General features: G+C 36.8%; 18 protein-coding genes. 6 read left to right on the top strand and 12 right to left on the bottom strand.

The annotated features are described in order from the left end of the window. Positions 1–124 precede the first annotated feature (124 nt). The 9 genes from DUT69_RS00090 to DUT69_RS00050 all read right to left on the bottom strand — a co-directional run bounded on the left by DUT69_RS00090 (position 125) and on the right by DUT69_RS00050 (position 7,723). A complete protein-coding gene (locus tag DUT69_RS00090; RefSeq protein ID WP_113651106.1) occupies positions 125–994 on the bottom strand; it encodes a pirin family protein in 870 nt (289 codons plus the stop codon). A 39-nt stretch (positions 995–1,033) separates the two neighbouring features. Then, entirely contained in the window at positions 1,034–1,564 is a 531-nt protein-coding gene (locus DUT69_RS00085) for a YceI family protein (RefSeq protein ID WP_113651105.1), read from the bottom strand. 151 nt (positions 1,565–1,715) lie between these two features. Next, positions 1,716–2,303, bottom strand: coding sequence for a Crp/Fnr family transcriptional regulator (locus DUT69_RS00080; protein WP_113651104.1), 588 nt, complete (start codon positions 2,301–2,303; stop codon positions 1,716–1,718). Positions 2,304–2,309: 6 nt separating this feature from the next. Next, entirely contained in the window at positions 2,310–2,447 is a 138-nt protein-coding gene (locus DUT69_RS00075; protein WP_317047199.1) for a FeoB-associated Cys-rich membrane protein, read from the bottom strand. A gap of 152 nt (positions 2,448–2,599) precedes the next feature. Beyond that, complete coding sequence (locus DUT69_RS00070; RefSeq protein WP_113651102.1) at positions 2,600–3,790, bottom strand: ATP-grasp domain-containing protein; 1,191 nt, start codon at positions 3,788–3,790, stop codon at positions 2,600–2,602. An 80-nt stretch (positions 3,791–3,870) separates the two neighbouring features. Further along, entirely contained in the window at positions 3,871–4,698 is an 828-nt protein-coding gene (locus DUT69_RS00065; protein WP_113651101.1) for a type 1 glutamine amidotransferase, read from the bottom strand. After that, positions 4,699–5,802, bottom strand: coding sequence for a carboxylate-amine ligase (locus DUT69_RS00060; protein WP_113651100.1), 1,104 nt, complete (start codon positions 5,800–5,802; stop codon positions 4,699–4,701). A gap of 24 nt (positions 5,803–5,826) precedes the next feature. After that, entirely contained in the window at positions 5,827–6,948 is a 1,122-nt protein-coding gene (locus DUT69_RS00055; RefSeq protein WP_113651099.1) for an ATP-grasp domain-containing protein, read from the bottom strand. A gap of 70 nt (positions 6,949–7,018) precedes the next feature. After that, complete coding sequence (locus tag DUT69_RS00050) at positions 7,019–7,723, bottom strand: esterase family protein (protein ID WP_113652394.1); 705 nt, start codon at positions 7,721–7,723, stop codon at positions 7,019–7,021. Between the two features lie 238 nt (positions 7,724–7,961). Here DUT69_RS00050 and DUT69_RS00045 point away from each other — a divergent pair, with 238 nt between their 5' ends. Further along, entirely contained in the window at positions 7,962–8,771 is an 810-nt protein-coding gene (locus tag DUT69_RS00045) for an alpha/beta hydrolase (protein ID WP_113651098.1), read from the top strand. Positions 8,772–8,809: 38 nt separating this feature from the next. After that, entirely contained in the window at positions 8,810–9,256 is a 447-nt protein-coding gene (locus tag DUT69_RS00040) for a nuclear transport factor 2 family protein (RefSeq protein WP_113651097.1), read from the top strand. Here the strand turns inward: DUT69_RS00040 and DUT69_RS00035 are convergent. Both DUT69_RS00035 and DUT69_RS00030 read right to left on the bottom strand, forming a co-directional pair. After that, complete coding sequence (locus tag DUT69_RS00035) at positions 9,253–9,915, bottom strand: NAD(P)H-binding protein (protein WP_240186612.1); 663 nt, start codon at positions 9,913–9,915, stop codon at positions 9,253–9,255. The genes DUT69_RS00040 and DUT69_RS00035 overlap by 4 nt on opposite strands. Next, on the bottom strand, positions 9,912–10,301 hold the full coding sequence (locus DUT69_RS00030) for a hypothetical protein (protein ID WP_113651095.1): 390 nt from the start codon (positions 10,299–10,301) through the stop codon (positions 9,912–9,914). Before DUT69_RS00030 ends, DUT69_RS00035 begins: the two co-directional genes overlap by 4 nt. A 108-nt stretch (positions 10,302–10,409) precedes the next feature. On the opposite strand from DUT69_RS00030, the gene DUT69_RS00025 reads away from it, so the two are divergent. Further along, positions 10,410–10,871, top strand: a complete 462-nt coding sequence (locus tag DUT69_RS00025; RefSeq protein WP_113651094.1) for a VOC family protein — start codon at positions 10,410–10,412, stop codon at positions 10,869–10,871. Here DUT69_RS00025 and DUT69_RS00020 read toward each other — a convergent pair. Further along, on the bottom strand, positions 10,866–11,225 hold the full coding sequence (locus DUT69_RS00020) for a DUF4180 domain-containing protein (RefSeq protein ID WP_113651093.1): 360 nt from the start codon (positions 11,223–11,225) through the stop codon (positions 10,866–10,868). The genes DUT69_RS00025 and DUT69_RS00020 overlap by 6 nt on opposite strands. A 203-nt stretch (positions 11,226–11,428) precedes the next feature. Here DUT69_RS00020 and typA point away from each other — a divergent pair, with 203 nt between their 5' ends. The 3 genes from typA to DUT69_RS00005 all read left to right on the top strand — a co-directional run bounded on the left by typA (position 11,429) and on the right by DUT69_RS00005 (position 15,137). Beyond that, positions 11,429–13,231 carry a translational GTPase TypA gene (gene typA / locus DUT69_RS00015; protein ID WP_113651092.1) on the top strand — a complete coding sequence of 601 codons (1,803 nt, stop codon included), beginning with the start codon at positions 11,429–11,431 and terminating at the stop codon, positions 13,229–13,231. Between the two features lie 163 nt (positions 13,232–13,394). Continuing rightward, positions 13,395–14,297: a lysophospholipid acyltransferase family protein gene (locus tag DUT69_RS00010; protein WP_113651091.1), complete on the top strand. Its 903-nt coding sequence runs from the start codon at positions 13,395–13,397 to the stop codon at positions 14,295–14,297. Between the two features lie 123 nt (positions 14,298–14,420). Continuing rightward, a complete protein-coding gene (locus tag DUT69_RS00005) occupies positions 14,421–15,137 on the top strand; it encodes a 3-ketoacyl-ACP reductase (RefSeq protein ID WP_113651090.1) in 717 nt (238 codons plus the stop codon). Positions 15,138–15,890 lie beyond the last annotated feature (753 nt).

Genomic DNA, 15,890 nt, shown 5'->3' with positions numbered 1-15,890 from the left:
AGAAAAAGATTGGAACAAAAGCAGGGCTGTTTTTGCCATAGGCGATGCTATTGCTTTTCAACTAAATAAAAAAGCCGGAAACTCCTTTCGGAATTTGCCGGCTACCTTTAAAAAACTAATTGGATTATTCTTCTAAATAGCCAAATTTACCGTGATTATAATCGGCGATGGCTTGTTGTATTTCTTCTGGTGTATTCATTAAAAATGGACCGTATTGTGCAATAGGTTCATTTATGGGTTGCCCGCTCAATATCAGTACAACACTGTTCTCTTCTGCGAACAAAGATATTTCTTCTCCTTCGTTTTTAAAGTGAATCAATTGATCGGCATTTGCAATTTCGGTATTGTTGATTTTTACCTTTCCCTCTATCACTATAAAAGCTGTATTATAAGTAGCTGGAAAACTAAAATTTACATCTGCATCTTTGTTTAGCCTTGCATTGTACATTTCAATTGGACTGAATGTAGTTGCGCTTCCGTTGACACTATTATACGTTCCAGCAATAATTTCAATCGTTCCACCTCCGTTTGGTAAGGGAAATTTTTGCAACTCACTTTGCTTAATGCCTTGGTATTTTGGAGTACTCATTTTAAAGGCAGCTGGCAAATTTACCCATAATTGCACCATTTGAAATGTTCCACCTTTTTTGCTGAACTGCTCTTCATGGTATTCTTTATGCAAAATTCCACTAGCGGCAGTCATCCATTGAATGTCGCCGGGGTAAATTATACCACTATTTCCTGCACTATCGTGATGCGCAACGGCTCCGCTATAGGCAATGGTAACTGTTTCGAATCCGCGATGTGGATGAACCCCAACGCCACGCGGTTGGTTACGAGCAGAGAACTCAATTTTCGCATTATAATCTAACAAGAAAAACGGACTCATCTTTAATTTATACCCACTTGGGAAAAAATTATGTACCCTAAAACCATCGCCTACCATATGTGGTGCTGGCGGATTTAATACGGCTGAAACCTGTTTAACTTTCATAACTATACCAACTGTTTATATGTAACTGAAAATCTGAAACTAAGCTTGTTTTACAAATTGTAATTCGCCCAAGATTTTAACCTCTTCACTAACCATTACACCGCCGGTTTCTAAAGCTGCATTCCAAGTTAATCCAAAATCTGAACGATTGATTTTTCCGCTTAAAGTAAAGCCTGCCTTCGTATTTCCCCAAGGATCTGTAGCAATACCGCCAAATTCTGCAATAAGTTTAGCTGGTTTTGTTTCGCCTTTTATAGTTAAATCACCATTAACAATATAGTCATCGCCATCCTTTTCTACAGCGTTCGATTTGAATTCAATCGTTGCAAATTTTTCGGCATCGAAGAAATCAGCACTTTTTAAATGGGTATCGCGGTCTGTGTTTCCAGTGTCCAATGAATTTATATCACCTTTAAAAGAAATGTCTGCGTCGGTAAAATCGTCGCCGGCTGAAGTTAATGTAGCTTCGAAATTTTTTAAACTACCTGTTACTGTAGTTATCATTAAGTGCTTTACTTTAAACTGTAATTCGCTGTGGGTTGGGTCTAACGACCATTGAGTAGTTGCCATAATATTTTAATTGTGTTTTGTTAAATTTTATAACACAAAATTATTGCAACTAGTTTATTTGCACGTTGATGTATGTTAAGAAAAGGAAAGAATTTAATGATTGCATGAAATAATGTTATCCAACCAGTCGAATTCCCTGATTTAAAATACGCTATTTAAAATGTTTTTTAGCTAAATCTTTGCGTACTCGGCTAAGCGACTCGGGGGTAATGCCAAGATAGGACGCAATCATCCATTGCGGAACGCGTAAGGTTAAATTAGGATAGAGTTTGATGAAATCTAGATAACGTTGCTCGGCTGTTGCACTTAGCAACATATTTAAACGTTTTTGCATAAACCTAATAGAGTTATGCAACATTAAAATATTTAGTTCTAAAATCTCAGGCACTATATTTTTTATAGCGGGGAAAAAGTCCTTTTTAACAATTACAACCTCAGTATCCTCAATTGCATCTATATAAAACATAGATGGTTCGTTAAAAACCGATGTATCTCTATCAGACATCATCCAATCTTCTGGAGCAAACTGTATAATATGCTCTTTGCCTTTTTCATCAATAGAAAAATACCTAAGCAAACCACTGTTTACAAAATATGCTTCAGATTTTAAATCGCCAGGATTTAAAAGAATTTGGCCTTTTTTAATGGTTTTGATTTTTAGACAGCTCACCGCCTCTTCGGCTTGCTCTTGCGTAATTGCAAGTCGATTTTTTAGGTAGTTCGCAAACTTGTCTAACATCTTTACTTATTTCTTATTTGGAATATTGTCGAAGTTGGCTGCACATTTTCCGCAACCAGACGCACAGCCATCACTTTTTGGAGAAACGGAACGATAAATCATTCTGCCAACATAAAATAATGCTCCAGCAAAAATTATAATCATTAAGATGAATTGGATATCCATAATGCAAAATTACAATTTATTAAATGCTAGTGTTCAGATTAGTGTCAAAATTGTGAACGACCAATAATAAGGTAACAAGTAGTGATAAAAAGTGCAGAAGCTTATACACCAAGTATTTTCATTTTTACACTTTATGCTTTTTCCATCAAGCCAACTGTACCACCAACCCAATCGAAATCGGCATTGTAACGTACGCCAATCATTTTGCCGCGGCTTAGTCTTCCTAAGTTTATACATAGTTGAGGATCGCCACCTTCAGGCCACAAATACATCATCCTAATTTCGGCTTTAACGCCTGCATCCAAGGCTTGTACTACGGGTTCGTAGGTTACTTTACGTTGTAAAATCCAGTTTTCAGGGTCATTAATTGAACTGATATCGTCTTCGGTTACATCAATAATTACGCCCATGCCAGCAAAGCTGAACAACGGTTTAAGTACATAATTTTCCAAGTCACTAGGTATTGCTTCAATAGTGTTCAGGAAACGGGTTTCTGGTACAAACTTGCTATTTAGAAAAGGCATAGTGTATTTGCTTATGCGATAAAACCAATTCGGGTGGGTTATCCATTCTACATCCAACTCATCTCTTGGATCAAAACTATCATTAAAAGCCTCTTTATTAGATGCGATTTCATCAAATATCAATCGATTATAGATGCGCTTGAGCTGGGTTTTCTGGCCATTCTCTTCATAAAACAACTGTTTTCCCTCTTTTTTGATATCAGAAAGCGATAAAATCTTAATTCCAATTTCCTTTGCTGTAACAAAAAAATCTATCGCTGTTTTTTGGTTTGGCGCATCAACGTCCATTAAAGCAACTTGCTGTGGCTGATGGTCTCCAATAATAACTTTTTTCAATAGTTCGAAATAAGATTTTTCATCTAAGCCGTTAAAATAGGGGCTTAGTTTATCCTCAAGATCAAACGCTTCCTTATAAGTTTTAGCCAAGTGAGATTGGAAACCGTACAAAGATGGAAAACCTTGCATTTCAATCAACATCGGAATTACTTCGCCATTTTCATCCTTACACAAACCATAATCGAAAGTTAAAAAGTGAGGATGCTCATTTTCGTTGGGTACATTCCATTCTTTTGGAATCGCATTCTGCGTAAGGGCCTTAAAGTTTTCTTGCTTAATAAGTGCAATAATTTCTTCGCCAGCGGCGATAAGTTTTTCTCTTAATTCCTTTGGGATAAATATTGGTGTTTCGGCAACTCTAAAAGGTATTTCAGGAAATCCTATCTGCAAGTTTTTTTGAAACTTACTATATTTTTCTTCGGTAAATTTGGCGTTAAAGGCTTGGCGATATTTTTCAATCATGGCAGATGAATTAGAAATTTACCACATAGATAGAAAGCATAAGGTTCTAATTATCTATGTGGTGTTAAAAACTTTGGGATTTAGTTTTTTTGCAATGCGTTAATGGCTTCGGTAAGGAAATTTGGTAGAATTACACTTTGAGTTAACGTAATTCTATTTATATCTTCCAAACTTTCAAGCATATCTAAATATTTGTCTTCACCGTGGTTAGCAACAATTGCAGATTTTTTTTCTTCCTGTAAAAGGTACATTTTCATGCCAATTGGGTCGGCCTCGGGATGAAACTGTGTTCCAAAAATCTCTTTAGAGAATCGGATAGCCATAACACAACGCTCAAGTGCTACATGTGGGCGTTCTTTTTCAATAGCTAAAACTTTGGCGCCTTTGCTTTCAAAATCACTCTCATCGGGCTGGATCACTTGCCAATCTCTGCTGTCGACCGAATAAAACGGATTAGGCAAGCCATTAAATATGGTTTCTGTTTCGCCGTCATCGGTTAAGCTAATCGGAAAAATTCCAAAAGCATTAGATTTTCTCCGTGTAACTGTTCCTAAACCATACTTTCTGCACGCCAACTGAAAAGAATGGCAAATTAGAAAAACATGCTTTTTGTTGTCGTTTTTTGCGTTAAAACCTTCAATATTATCTAGTAATAAGAAAAAGTCATGTTCCCATTTTTCTCCTTCCCCATCAAACGGACTGCCCGGACCACCGCTGGATATATATATGTCGTACGTCAAATCGGGTATTTCCCCTTTTTGCCTTAAATCAAATAAATCAAACACTAAACCAGGCTGTTTATTATCTCTATAGCTATTTAAGAGTTCCTGTATACCTCGCATACCTTGATTCGGGAACCCATTATTCATGTCGATAACAGCAACTTTAATATGTCTTTTATCACTCATCTATCCTGCGCCTATTAATGTTTGCGTAGTAATGTAATCTACCACAGATTCAAAACTTTTGGTTTGCTCGTAAACTGCTAGTTGTCTATCTGCACCCGTACCATTTTCTAATATTTTATGAACATAGTTGATGTCATTTCTACTGCCCAAATCATCTACTACATCATCTACAAAATCTAAAAGTTCTAAAATTAGATTTCTGCAGTTTACTTCCATCTCTTTTCCAAAGTCAATTAAATTACCATCAATTCCGTAACGAGCAGCTCTCCATTTATTTTCATTTATTAAAGCTCTGGAGTAACTGATAAACTCCATGTTTTGTAACCTGAGCTTATACAACTTAGCACACAATGCTTGGAAAAGTGCAGTAAACGCCATCGTCTCGTCAATTAACATCGGACAATCGCAAATACGGAATTCTACTGTGTCAAAAAACGGGTGCACTCGAATATCCCACCATATTTTTTTGGCGTTGTCCATGCAATTCGTCTTTATTAGCAGTTTTACATAATTATCGTAGTCTTCAATACTGTTAAAAATATCTGGAATACCTGTACGTGGAAATTTATCAAATACTTTTGTTCTAAAAGATTTATAACCTGTATTTCTGCTTTCCCAAAATGGCGAATTTGTAGAAAGCGCAAATACGTGTGGCAAGAAATATCTTACTTGGTTGGCAATATGTATGGCCAGCTCACGAGATTGAAAGCCAACATGCACATGCAGACCGAAAATTAAATTAGAGCGGGCTGCCTCTTGTAATTCGTTAACAATTTCATTGTACCTCGGGTGCTCTGTAATTAACTGCTTTTCCCAATGTGAAAATGGGTGTGTACCAGCTGCGCCGATTCTTAGTCCTTGTTCTCCGGCTAATTGCGATACCGTGTAACGCAGTTGCGAGATTTCTTTTCTGGCTTGCTCTGTATTATGGCAAATTCCTGTGCCAACTTCTACAACAGCTTGGTGCATCTCTGCCTTAACTTGATCTTTGTGGATCTTCTGTGCAGATTCTACAATTTTTTGGTCGTGTGAGGTAAGTTCTCTGGTAACGGGATCAATTACCATGTACTCTTCCTCAATTCCAAGCGTAAATTCGTTCATCATCTTATTCCCTGTTTAAAATCCCATTTATTTCTTAGCCGATGGCTTAGCTACTTTTGGTGAAGCAGCCTTTTTTGGAGCAGTTTTTTTAGCTTCTGCCTTTGCAACCGGTGCCTTTTCTGCTTTTGGTTCCGCCTTCGGCTTTACCTCTTTAATAGTCTCGCTAGCTTTTACACCTTTCGGCAAGTTGCCAGCATTTAGTGGTGTTCCGGCAACAGACGACTTGATATACTTGCCCCAAGTTAAATTGTCCTGACCATCTTTTTGTGCTTTAGCTCGCTCTATTGCATAGTTAGCTGTAGTTTCAACTACCCAGTCGAAATTTTCCTGACCAACACTTTTAATATCAGCATCTGGAGCGGGATTACAGAAATCGATAGCAATAGGTACACCGTCACGTACTGCGAACTCTACCGTATTAAAATCGTATCCTAAATAAGTGCACAATTTCAAGGTGTATTCCTCAATCGTTTTTAACAATTTCTCGCTAGATGGTGCTTTGCCAACTTCGTAACGCAAGTGGTGTGGGTTACGTGGCTCATATTGCATAATGCGAACGTGTTTGCCACCAATGCAATAACATCTAAAATATTCTTCGAAAATAATTTCTTCTTGCAAAAGCATTACTAATTGTTCTGTTCCGCTATGTTTGTTAAAAAAATCTTCTTTGTCGTGCAACTTGTAAACATCTTTCCAGCCGCCACCATCAAATGGTTTCATATAAGCTGGGAAACCAGTGTATTCAAAAATAGCATCCCAATCTAAAGGCATTGCCAAATTCGAAAAAGATTCGCCTGTTGTACCGGTTGGATGCTCTCTTGACGGAATCAAAGCTGTTTTTGGTACCGGAACGCCAATTTGTTCGGCCAATGCATTATTGAAAAATTTCTCATCGGCACTCCACCAAAATGGGTTGTTAATTACAGCCGTACCCGTAATTGCAGCGTTTTTTAGCGAAGCACGATAAAATGGAACGTCTTGAGAAATACGATCGATGATTACAGAATAACCCAAAGGTGCATTTTGAAATATTTTTTCAATTTTTACTGCTTCCGCAGTGATGCCTTTTTCGGCCTTTTCATTAATTCTCTTTATTACTGCTTCTGGAAACGAGCGTTCTTGCCCAAATAAGATTCCGATTTTTTTCATAAGTATTTGATGTATGTTAATTTTTAAATGTTGTAAAGTTGATTTCGATAAAATGAGCTTCCTGGCTATTTTATAATTGGGCTAAATATTCAGGAAACATGTGTCTCCAAATAGGCCAATCATGATCTGCATTTTGCCTTATATCCAACCAATGATTAATACCTTTTTTGCCGAGGATTTCAGACAGCCTTTCGTTATCGCCTTTGCACATGTCTCTGTCTGATGTGCCTAATACAATTTTCATTTGCCAAAGTTCTGGGTTCATATCGTTTGGCAAAAAATCTACTGGATTATTAAAATAGGCGTCATTATTATAAAAGCCATCCAACTGTCCCGAAATATCGAATGCCCCGCTCATACTAAACATATGGCTTACCGCCCAAGGATGTCGAAAAGCAAAATTTGCAGCATGATATCCTCCAAAACTACAGCCGGCTGTAATAATTTTATGGTGGCCAGTTTCGTGTTTTGCAAGTGGTGCTAATTCTTCTAACAAAAATTTATCGTACCAAATGTGGTTTTTAACTCTATCTGCCGGATGCACTCCTTTATTATACCAACTTAGTTTGTCGATGCCGTCTGGACAGTAGACTTTTACCTTACCGTCGTTTATAAAACCAGAAATTGCATCAATTAATTTAAAATCCTTGTTTTCGTAATAACTTCCCATACTGGTTGGGAAGAGAAAGATAGGATAACCGGCATGCCCAAATATGAGCGTTTTTATGTCCTTACTTAAATTAGGACTATACCATTCTTTTAGTTCTTCTTTCACAGGCCTGTCATTTAGATGCTTTAAGGTATAAAAATCTAATTCAATCACAAAATAATTACATTCATTTATGTTCTAAAATCTGCATATCTGCATAAAATTTCGAAAAAATTAATTATTCGTTAATTTTTGACATAAAAATGCGGATGTGCTCATTCTTCGTCGTCCAATTCAGATTTACTTTTCCTGTTTTCCTTTTACTTTTAGAATATTACCTTTGCACTAGATTAGTGAGAAAGCCATGTACAATCATTTAACATTACCTACTGTTATCAAAACTACCCATTATATAAAATCAGTTTACTTAAAAAGAGAAGTTGAACTAGAAGTTTTTTGCCCTGCCAATTTGTTGGGCAACGAGCGTGTAAACTTGTTGTTATTAAATGATGGTCAGGATCTGGCTTTAATGGAGATAGATGAAATGCTTTCTTCATTATACGAAAAATGGAGAATCGAGCCGACTGTGGTAATTGGCATTAAAGCTAGTAATGAGCGTGTTTTGGAATATGGGGTGGCAAACAGACCCGATTTTAAAAAAAGAGGATCTAAAGCTAGTGCCTATACCGAATTTGTTCTTAAGGAGCTAATGCCTTATGTACACAGTGAACTAAACGTAACAATTAATGGTAAACGTGCAATTGCCGGATTCTCTTTAGGTGGCATAACTGCATTTGATATAGCCTGGAACCACGACAATTACTTTGATGCCGTTGGTGTTTTCTCCGGCTCGTTTTGGTGGCGTAAAAAAGATTTAAGTGCAGGTTACACCGATGATGACCGCATTGTACACGAAATGATTCGCGAAACTAATACAAACCCAACCGTTAAATTTTGGTTAATGACAGGAACCAACGATGAAGTTGCCGACCGTAACCATAACTTTATTATCGACTCTATTGATGATACTATTGATGTAGTTAAAGAGTTGATAAAAAAAGGCTACCAACGACCAAATGACATTTTTTACTATGAAATGGTTGGTGGTAAACACGATGTACCTACTTGGACAAAAGCAATGCCTTCATTTTTAATTTGGGCTTTCGGTAAATAGTTAACATTTAGTATATTAGATAGTTAAAACTATCTGATATGAAAAAAATAATCTTTTCGCTTTTGCTGGTTCTCGCATTCTTAAACTTAAATGCGCAGCAGAAAACCGTAGATCAAAAAGAGGCCCAAGAAACGGTTATTAAGTTTTTTGATGCAATGTCTGCGCTAGATTTTGATAAGATGCGCTCCCTTACCCAAAACATTAAGCTGGTGGAATATGGCGAAGTTTGGAATATCGATACCTTAATAAATGCGATGAAGCCTTCTGTGGGTAAAAATGAGAAGCGGATAAATACGCTAGTATTTTTAGCTACAGAAATCAAGCAAAATACCGCTTGGCTTATTTATAACAATACTGCAGATTTTGAAGGCGATGGCAAGAAAAAACGCTTTAAATGGCTCGAAAGCGTGGTTTTGGTTAAAGACGAAGGCAGATGGAAGATTAGTCTGCTACATTCTACCTTGTTAAGAGACAAGCCCAATTAAGTACCCAAGTTTTCAATTTCGTCGGATAAATAAATATAGTTTCCTTTTAGGTTTTTATTGGCTTGTTTTAGCATAGCTGATGCTACTTTTTCAATTTTAATACTTCTATATTTTTTTAACGAACCAATTAATAGCGGATTAATTAAACGCATAATTACATTCATCGTTTTTTCCGCGAAGCGTTGCTCGCTACGGCTTCCATCTAGTAAAGACGGGCGATAAATATGCGTACTATCAAAGTTTAACTTTGCTAAATCCCGTTCTACCTCACCTTTTGTTCTATTATAAAAAATGCTCGATTTTACATTGGCTCCCATTGCCGAAACTAAGTGATAGGATTTTGCCCCATTTTTTAAAGCAATTTTTGCAACATCCAACGGATATTGGTAATCAATTTTTTTGTAAAGTGCTTTATCTGGTGTTTTTTTGGCGGTAGTACCTAAGCAACAAAAAATGTCGTCGCCTACAATTTCGTGTTCATATTTGCTGAGTTCATCAAAATTTATAACAAGCTGATTTAAGTTTGGATGGCTTGTATCAAGCGCTTTTCTGGTAACAACCAGCACTTTTTCATAGTTATCGTTAGCTAATAACTTTTTTAGCAAGTTAGCTCCAATTAAACCTGTTGCTCCTATTAATACTGCCTTTTTACTCATCATTTTTTCTCTCGTTTAAGCATGATAATATACCGCCTTTCGCCGGTATCGTAAACACCAGCTATCTCGTTCGGGATTTTATCATAGCAATCTTGCAATTTATGTAAAACGAAGTGGTTTTTGGCAGGCTTTAGCGGATTGCTGTAGTTTAACAATTTTAAATCGCCATTAGTTGCTGCTTCTCCTTTATCGGGTAGAAACGTTAAGGAATTGTTTTGTTGCTTTAAACTGAGTTCGCTTGCCGGAAGATAACCATCGGCTAAGGAAAAAACTATTTTCATTCCGTTAACCGATCCCTTGTAAACAATTGTTTCGTAAGCTTTTTGAGCAACCGCTATACTAGGCAACAGAGCAATAAATAGAATAAGAGTGAATTTAGATGTTTTCATTTGTTTGGAGCACTAATTGTTATACAACGTAACACTTATCAACTTTGTTTATAGTTAAATTGAAAAAAGTGATTTTCTTTAGATTACAACAGCCATTACATTTGCCAAATGATTAAAGGATTATTTGAAACACACATTTATGTTGAAGATTTAGAAAGATCAGTAAATTTTTACAAAAATGTTTTAGGACTAACCGAGTGTGGCTATAATGACGATAGAAGAGTTGCCTTTTTCTGGATTGGCGAACCAAAAGGGGCCATGCTTGGTTTATGGGAAAAGCCAAAAGATCAAATTGATATCAGGCATTTTGCTTTTAGGTGTGATGTTGATGATGTGTTAAACAAATCTGTAGATTTTCTGAAAGCTCGAAATCTTAAACCTTATAATTTTTTAAAAGATGGGAGTGAGCAACCAATGGTTTTTGCTTGGATGCCAGCTCTAGCTATTTATTTTAAAGATCCAGATGGACATGACCTAGAGTTTATAGCCATTTTAGAAGGCGAAGGTAAACCAGAACTGGGTGTAATTAATTATGAGAAATGGTTAATAGCACGTGCTATATCATTATGAATTTGAAAACCTATTTAGCGCATCTGTAATAGTCGGTAAGAAGTTCACTTGTTTGCCATTATTGCTTTCGTAAATAAAATCTTTAAGGCTTTGGCTCGTGTAATCGAAATCCCCCACCACAATTAATCGAATTCTGTAATTAGAGAATTTTTGAAGAATTTCTCCCGCTATTCCATTTTTTAAGTCAAAAAAATCTGGAGTGATATTCTTTTCATAAATGATAATACGATCGAAGCCTTGGTAGTATAAGTTGCCCAATAAATCTAAACCATCTTCGATATTGTTGATAATGGTCGTTGAGGCAGTAACTTCAGCGATTTCGAGATCGTTTATCTTGTGTGTATTAATTTCCATGGCACTAAATTTATAAATTATTCTTGTATTGGGTAAGTTGATTTCTTTAAGGGGCTATTTACTTTAGGTCTTCAAAATGAAAGGATGGGTTTAAACTATTGATATTCAAAATTTAACAAAAATATAATGAGAGAAATAGTAGGCAAAACCCAAAAAAATTCAATTGAAAACACTATCTTTGCGCCAAATTTACAGGCGCATTTATGCAAAAGATTAGAAATATAGCTATTATAGCACACGTTGACCACGGTAAAACTACATTGGTTGATAAGATTTTACACTCTTGTTCTGTTTTTCGTGATAACGAACAAAAGGGAGAATTGATATTGGACAACAATGATTTAGAACGTGAACGTGGGATCACTATCGTATCTAAAAACGTGTCGGTACAATACAAAGACGTAAAAATTAACATCATTGATACTCCTGGTCACGCGGATTTCGGCGGTGAGGTAGAGCGTGTATTGAAAATGGCCGATGGCGTTTTGTTATTGTGTGATGCCTTTGAAGGTGCAATGCCTCAAACGCGTTTCGTAACACAAAAAGCGTTATCATTAGGTTTAAAACCAATTGTTGTTGTAAACAAAGTTGATAAAGAAAACTGTAGACCGGAAGAGGTTTACGAGCAAATTTTTGAGTTGTTCTTTAACTTAGAAGCTACAGAAGATCAATTAGATTTCCCGGTAATTTACGGTTCGTCTAAACAAGGTTGGATGAGTACAGATTGGAAAGTGCCAACTACAGATATTTTCGCATTATTGGATACCGTTGTGGCTACAATTCCGCCTGCACCGGTTAACGAAGGTACTTTACAAATGCAAATTACTTCGTTAGATTATTCTTCTTTCGTAGGTCGTATTGCTATTGGACGTGTACACCGTGGTACTATTAAAGAAAACCAACCAATTACCTTAATTAAACGTGATGGTAAATTGGTTAAATCTAGGGTTAAAGAATTATATACTTTCGAAGGTTTAGGAAAAATCCGTACTCAAGAGGTTGGTTCTGGAGATATTTGTGCTGTTGTAGGTATTGATGGTTTCGACATTGGCGATACGATTGCTGATTTTGAAAATCCAGAGCAATTGCCAGTAATTAGCATTGATGAGCCAACAATGAACATGTTGTTTACCATTAACAACTCACCTTTCTTCGGTAAAGAAGGTAAATTGGTTACTTCTCAACGTATCAAAGATCGTTTGATGAAGGAAATGGAGAAAAACTTGGCCTTAAAAGTTGTTGAAACTCAAGGTGCGGATTCTTGGTTGGTTTACGGTCGTGGTATTCTCCATTTATCAGTATTAATCGAAACCATGCGTCGCGAAGGTTACGAGTTGCAAGTTGGACAGCCACAGGTTATTGTTAAAGAAATCGATGGTAAAAAACATGAGCCAATTGAAACTTTAATTGTAGATGTACCGGGTGATGTTGCTGGTAAAGTAATCGAGTTGGTAACTCAACGTAAAGGCGAGTTGTTAATTATGGAGCCGAAAGGCGATTTACAGCACTTGGAATTTGAAATCCCTGCTCGTGGTATCATCGGTCTACGTAACAACGTATTAACTGCAACTGCGGGCGAGGCGATTATGGCACACCGTTTTAAAGCTTACGAGCCTTGGAAAGGTACGATTCCTGGTCGTTTAAATGGTGTACTAATTTCTATGGATAAAGGGATGACTACCGCTTATTCTATTGATAAGCTACAGGATAGAGGTCGTTTCTTTGTAGATCCAGGAGTTGAAATTTATGAAGGACAAATTTTAGGTGAGCACATCCGTGATAACGATTTAGTAATTAACATCGTTAAAGGAAAGGCATTAACTAACATGCGTGCATCTGGTACAGATGATAATACTCGAATTGCACCGGCAATTAAATTCTCTTTAGAAGAATGTATGGAGTATATTCAAGCTGATGAGTATATTGAAGTAACGCCTCAAAGTATGCGTTTACGTAAAATCTTTTTAACAGAACAACAACGTAAAGCAAACGGTAGTAAAAACTAATAAACCTTAAATTTCCTTCAGTGGAATTTAAATATTAAAAGCCTGCATTGAATTTTGCAGGCTTTTTTATTGCAAAAGAAATGCTTGCTTAACAAGCTTTACTAGCTAATGGCAATAAACTCACTTTAAAATTATTATTTTTACCGAAACCTACCGTTTATCTATGTTAAAAAAAGCAATTTCTCACTTAGGTATCTTTTTACTGTCTATAATTTCCTATTTGCCTTTTTCAGTATTATATCTAATTGCAGATGTTGTTTATTTGCTACTTTACTATTTAGTCGGTTACCGAAAAAAAGTAGTTAGAGAGAACTTAAAAAACGCATTGCCTGAAAGAAGTCCTGAAGAACTTCGTAAAATAGAGAAGGTTTTTTTCCGCTATTTGGCTTCGCTAATGTTAGAGGTTGTAAAGACGAATAGCATCTCTAGAAAAGAATTGCAAAAACGCTTTATCATCACGAACAAACACTTAATAGAAGATTACCTAAAACAAGGACGTGGTGTTTTGGTATGCTCTGCCCACTATGGAAACTGGGAGTGGGGCACTTTAGCTTTTGGAGCCAGTTTGTCCGCAACGTTATACCCTATTTACAAACCTCTTGCAAACCAAGTATTTGATAATTGGTTTATGAAAATGCGTAGTAAATTTGGCAACAGAATGACCGCAATGAGGCATACTTTGCGAGTGCTAAAGGAAACCGAAAATATCCCTAGCGTAATGGCCTTTGGTAACGATCAGTCGCCCAGAGGAAAAGACGTACAATACTGGACTACCTTTTTAAACCAGCCCAGTTCAATCCAATTAGGCATAGAAAAAATAGCCATTAAAACAGACCGGCCAGTTTTCTATATGAAAGTTAAATACCTTAAACGCGGTTATTATGAAGTTGATTGTGTCCCTTTGTGTTTAAATCCTAAAGAAACTGCAGAGTTTGAGATAACCGAGCTCCATACCAAATTCTTGGAGCAAATTATCAAAGAAGAGCCAGCCTATTGGCTATGGAGCCACCGCAGGTGGAAACACCAACCGAAAGTAAGTTCTTCTTACGCAACAGAAGTTGTTTAAGTTTTAGAAAAAGCAAAGTAACTAGTTCTACTTGTTTGCTATACCTACAAACGCTTATAATTTTACATCCGTCAAACTTCTTCCGTTTTAGTTTTTGATATTTTAGCATTTCAAAAATATTTTATGGAATCATTACAAGGAAAAAACGCGTTGGTTACCGGAGCAGGTAAAGGTTTAGGTAAAGCAATCGCTATAGCTTTAGCAGCAGAAGGTGTAAATATTGCTTTATTAGGCCGAACTGAAAGCGATTTGATCAAAGTTGCTGATGAACTAAAGCAATACAAAGTTAAAACCGCCTTTGCTATTGCCGACGTATCTGATATCGATGCTGTCAATAGTGCGGTTGCCCAACTTAAGCAAGACATAGGCACGATAGATATTCTAATCAATAATGCTGGGGTAGGAGCATTTGGTAAATTCATGGAATTGGAGCCTGCTAAATGGAAACAGGTTATTGAAATCAATTTGTTAGGCGTTTATTATGTTACGCGTGCTGTTTTGCCCGAAATGATAGAACGCCAGCTAGGTGATATCATAAATGTTTCATCTACTGCCGGTAAAAACGGTGCCGCGGTTACAAGTGCGTATAGCGCATCAAAATTTGGACTGATTGGACTATCAGAATCTTTAATGCAGGAAGTGCGTAAGCACAACATTCGTGTAAGCACTATGTTGCCTAGTACAGTAGCTACAGATATGGCTATCAACTTAAATTTAACAGATGGCAACCCAGAACGTGTAATGCAACCAGAAGATTTTGCAGAGCTGTTAATTGCACAGTTAAAGCTTAACCGACGTGTTTTTATAAAGGAGAGCGGTATCTGGTCAACTAATCCCTAAAGTTATTAAAACAACCACATAGGTATTAATTATCCTATATGTTTTTTAAAAGTTAGGTCGTATTTGCCTAACTTTTTTCTTTACAAATATATTGGCTTCTATATTCGAAAATCAGTTTCACTACATATATATAGGTGTAGCCCCGCCGTCCGCTCCAATCTTTTTGCACAATCTTACTATTTTGACCGAACGCCGGGGCTAGCAAAAAGTATTTCCGTTGCCGTCGGGTTTAGTCGGCATGGGCGGTGCGTCCCATGGCATTTTCCGTGCATCCGTAAAAAAACGCTTTTACTTACAATATCTAAGGATTCTGCTCTTTCTCAATAAATGCTTTTAACCGGTATTTTCTATTCCTCATGAGCTGCCATCCTTTTCCAGTTTACTCTCATTATCATTTATAGTTGGGCGTGGTTACGAGAATCGCAAATACACCCTGCCCGCCAGATTTTCCTGCCATTGCAGAAGGTTCGCGACTAGCATGCCTTTTCATTTAAAGTACTATTTTACGTGTTTTTGATCTAATTGTTGAGTTTAAGGACAGGCGAAACAAGTTGTCTATGGCTTATGATCTTATAAACGGATCCTTTTTGAGATATTGCAGTGCAAGGTTTCGACACTTATACTAGAGTAGATTGCTCCGTTCGGCAATTTTTTCACGCTGTCGGCCAGCATATTACGCGTTCCCTTCAAAACAATTTTGGCGTTTGTTTGTTCGGACATGTTTTTTTGCTACCTTTGCATCCCGCTTCGGAG

This window comes from Pedobacter namyangjuensis (assembly GCF_003313325.1).
In the GTDB taxonomy this organism is placed as follows: domain Bacteria; phylum Bacteroidota; class Bacteroidia; order Sphingobacteriales; family Sphingobacteriaceae; genus Pedobacter; species Pedobacter namyangjuensis.
This window is presented reverse-complemented; position numbering and strand designations above follow the sequence as displayed.

Bases quoted from the DNA above. Each gene is read 5' to 3' on its own strand.
- DUT69_RS00090 (WP_113651106.1), bottom strand. From the start codon at position 994: ATGAAAGTTAAACAGGTTTCAGCCGTATTAAATCCGCCAGCACCACAT.
- DUT69_RS00085 (WP_113651105.1), bottom strand. From the start codon at position 1,564: ATGGCAACTACTCAATGGTCGTTAGACCCAACCCACAGCGAATTACAG.
- DUT69_RS00080 (WP_113651104.1), bottom strand. From the start codon at position 2,303: ATGTTAGACAAGTTTGCGAACTACCTAAAAAATCGACTTGCAATTACG.
- DUT69_RS00075 (WP_317047199.1), bottom strand. From the start codon at position 2,447: ATGATTATAATTTTTGCTGGAGCATTATTTTATGTTGGCAGAATGATT.
- DUT69_RS00070 (WP_113651102.1), bottom strand. From the start codon at position 3,790: ATGATTGAAAAATATCGCCAAGCCTTTAACGCCAAATTTACCGAAGAA.
- DUT69_RS00065 (WP_113651101.1), bottom strand. From the start codon at position 4,698: ATGAGTGATAAAAGACATATTAAAGTTGCTGTTATCGACATGAATAAT.
- DUT69_RS00060 (WP_113651100.1), bottom strand. From the start codon at position 5,802: ATGATGAACGAATTTACGCTTGGAATTGAGGAAGAGTACATGGTAATT.
- DUT69_RS00055 (WP_113651099.1), bottom strand. From the start codon at position 6,948: ATGAAAAAAATCGGAATCTTATTTGGGCAAGAACGCTCGTTTCCAGAA.
- DUT69_RS00045 (WP_113651098.1), top strand. From the start codon at position 7,962: ATGTACAATCATTTAACATTACCTACTGTTATCAAAACTACCCATTAT.
- DUT69_RS00040 (WP_113651097.1), top strand. From the start codon at position 8,810: ATGAAAAAAATAATCTTTTCGCTTTTGCTGGTTCTCGCATTCTTAAAC.
- DUT69_RS00035 (WP_240186612.1), bottom strand. From the start codon at position 9,915: ATGATGAGTAAAAAGGCAGTATTAATAGGAGCAACAGGTTTAATTGGA.
- DUT69_RS00030 (WP_113651095.1), bottom strand. From the start codon at position 10,301: ATGAAAACATCTAAATTCACTCTTATTCTATTTATTGCTCTGTTGCCT.
- DUT69_RS00025 (WP_113651094.1), top strand. From the start codon at position 10,410: ATGATTAAAGGATTATTTGAAACACACATTTATGTTGAAGATTTAGAA.
- DUT69_RS00020 (WP_113651093.1), bottom strand. From the start codon at position 11,225: ATGGAAATTAATACACACAAGATAAACGATCTCGAAATCGCTGAAGTT.
- typA (WP_113651092.1), top strand. From the start codon at position 11,429: ATGCAAAAGATTAGAAATATAGCTATTATAGCACACGTTGACCACGGT.
- DUT69_RS00010 (WP_113651091.1), top strand. From the start codon at position 13,395: ATGTTAAAAAAAGCAATTTCTCACTTAGGTATCTTTTTACTGTCTATA.
- DUT69_RS00005 (WP_113651090.1), top strand. From the start codon at position 14,421: ATGGAATCATTACAAGGAAAAAACGCGTTGGTTACCGGAGCAGGTAAA.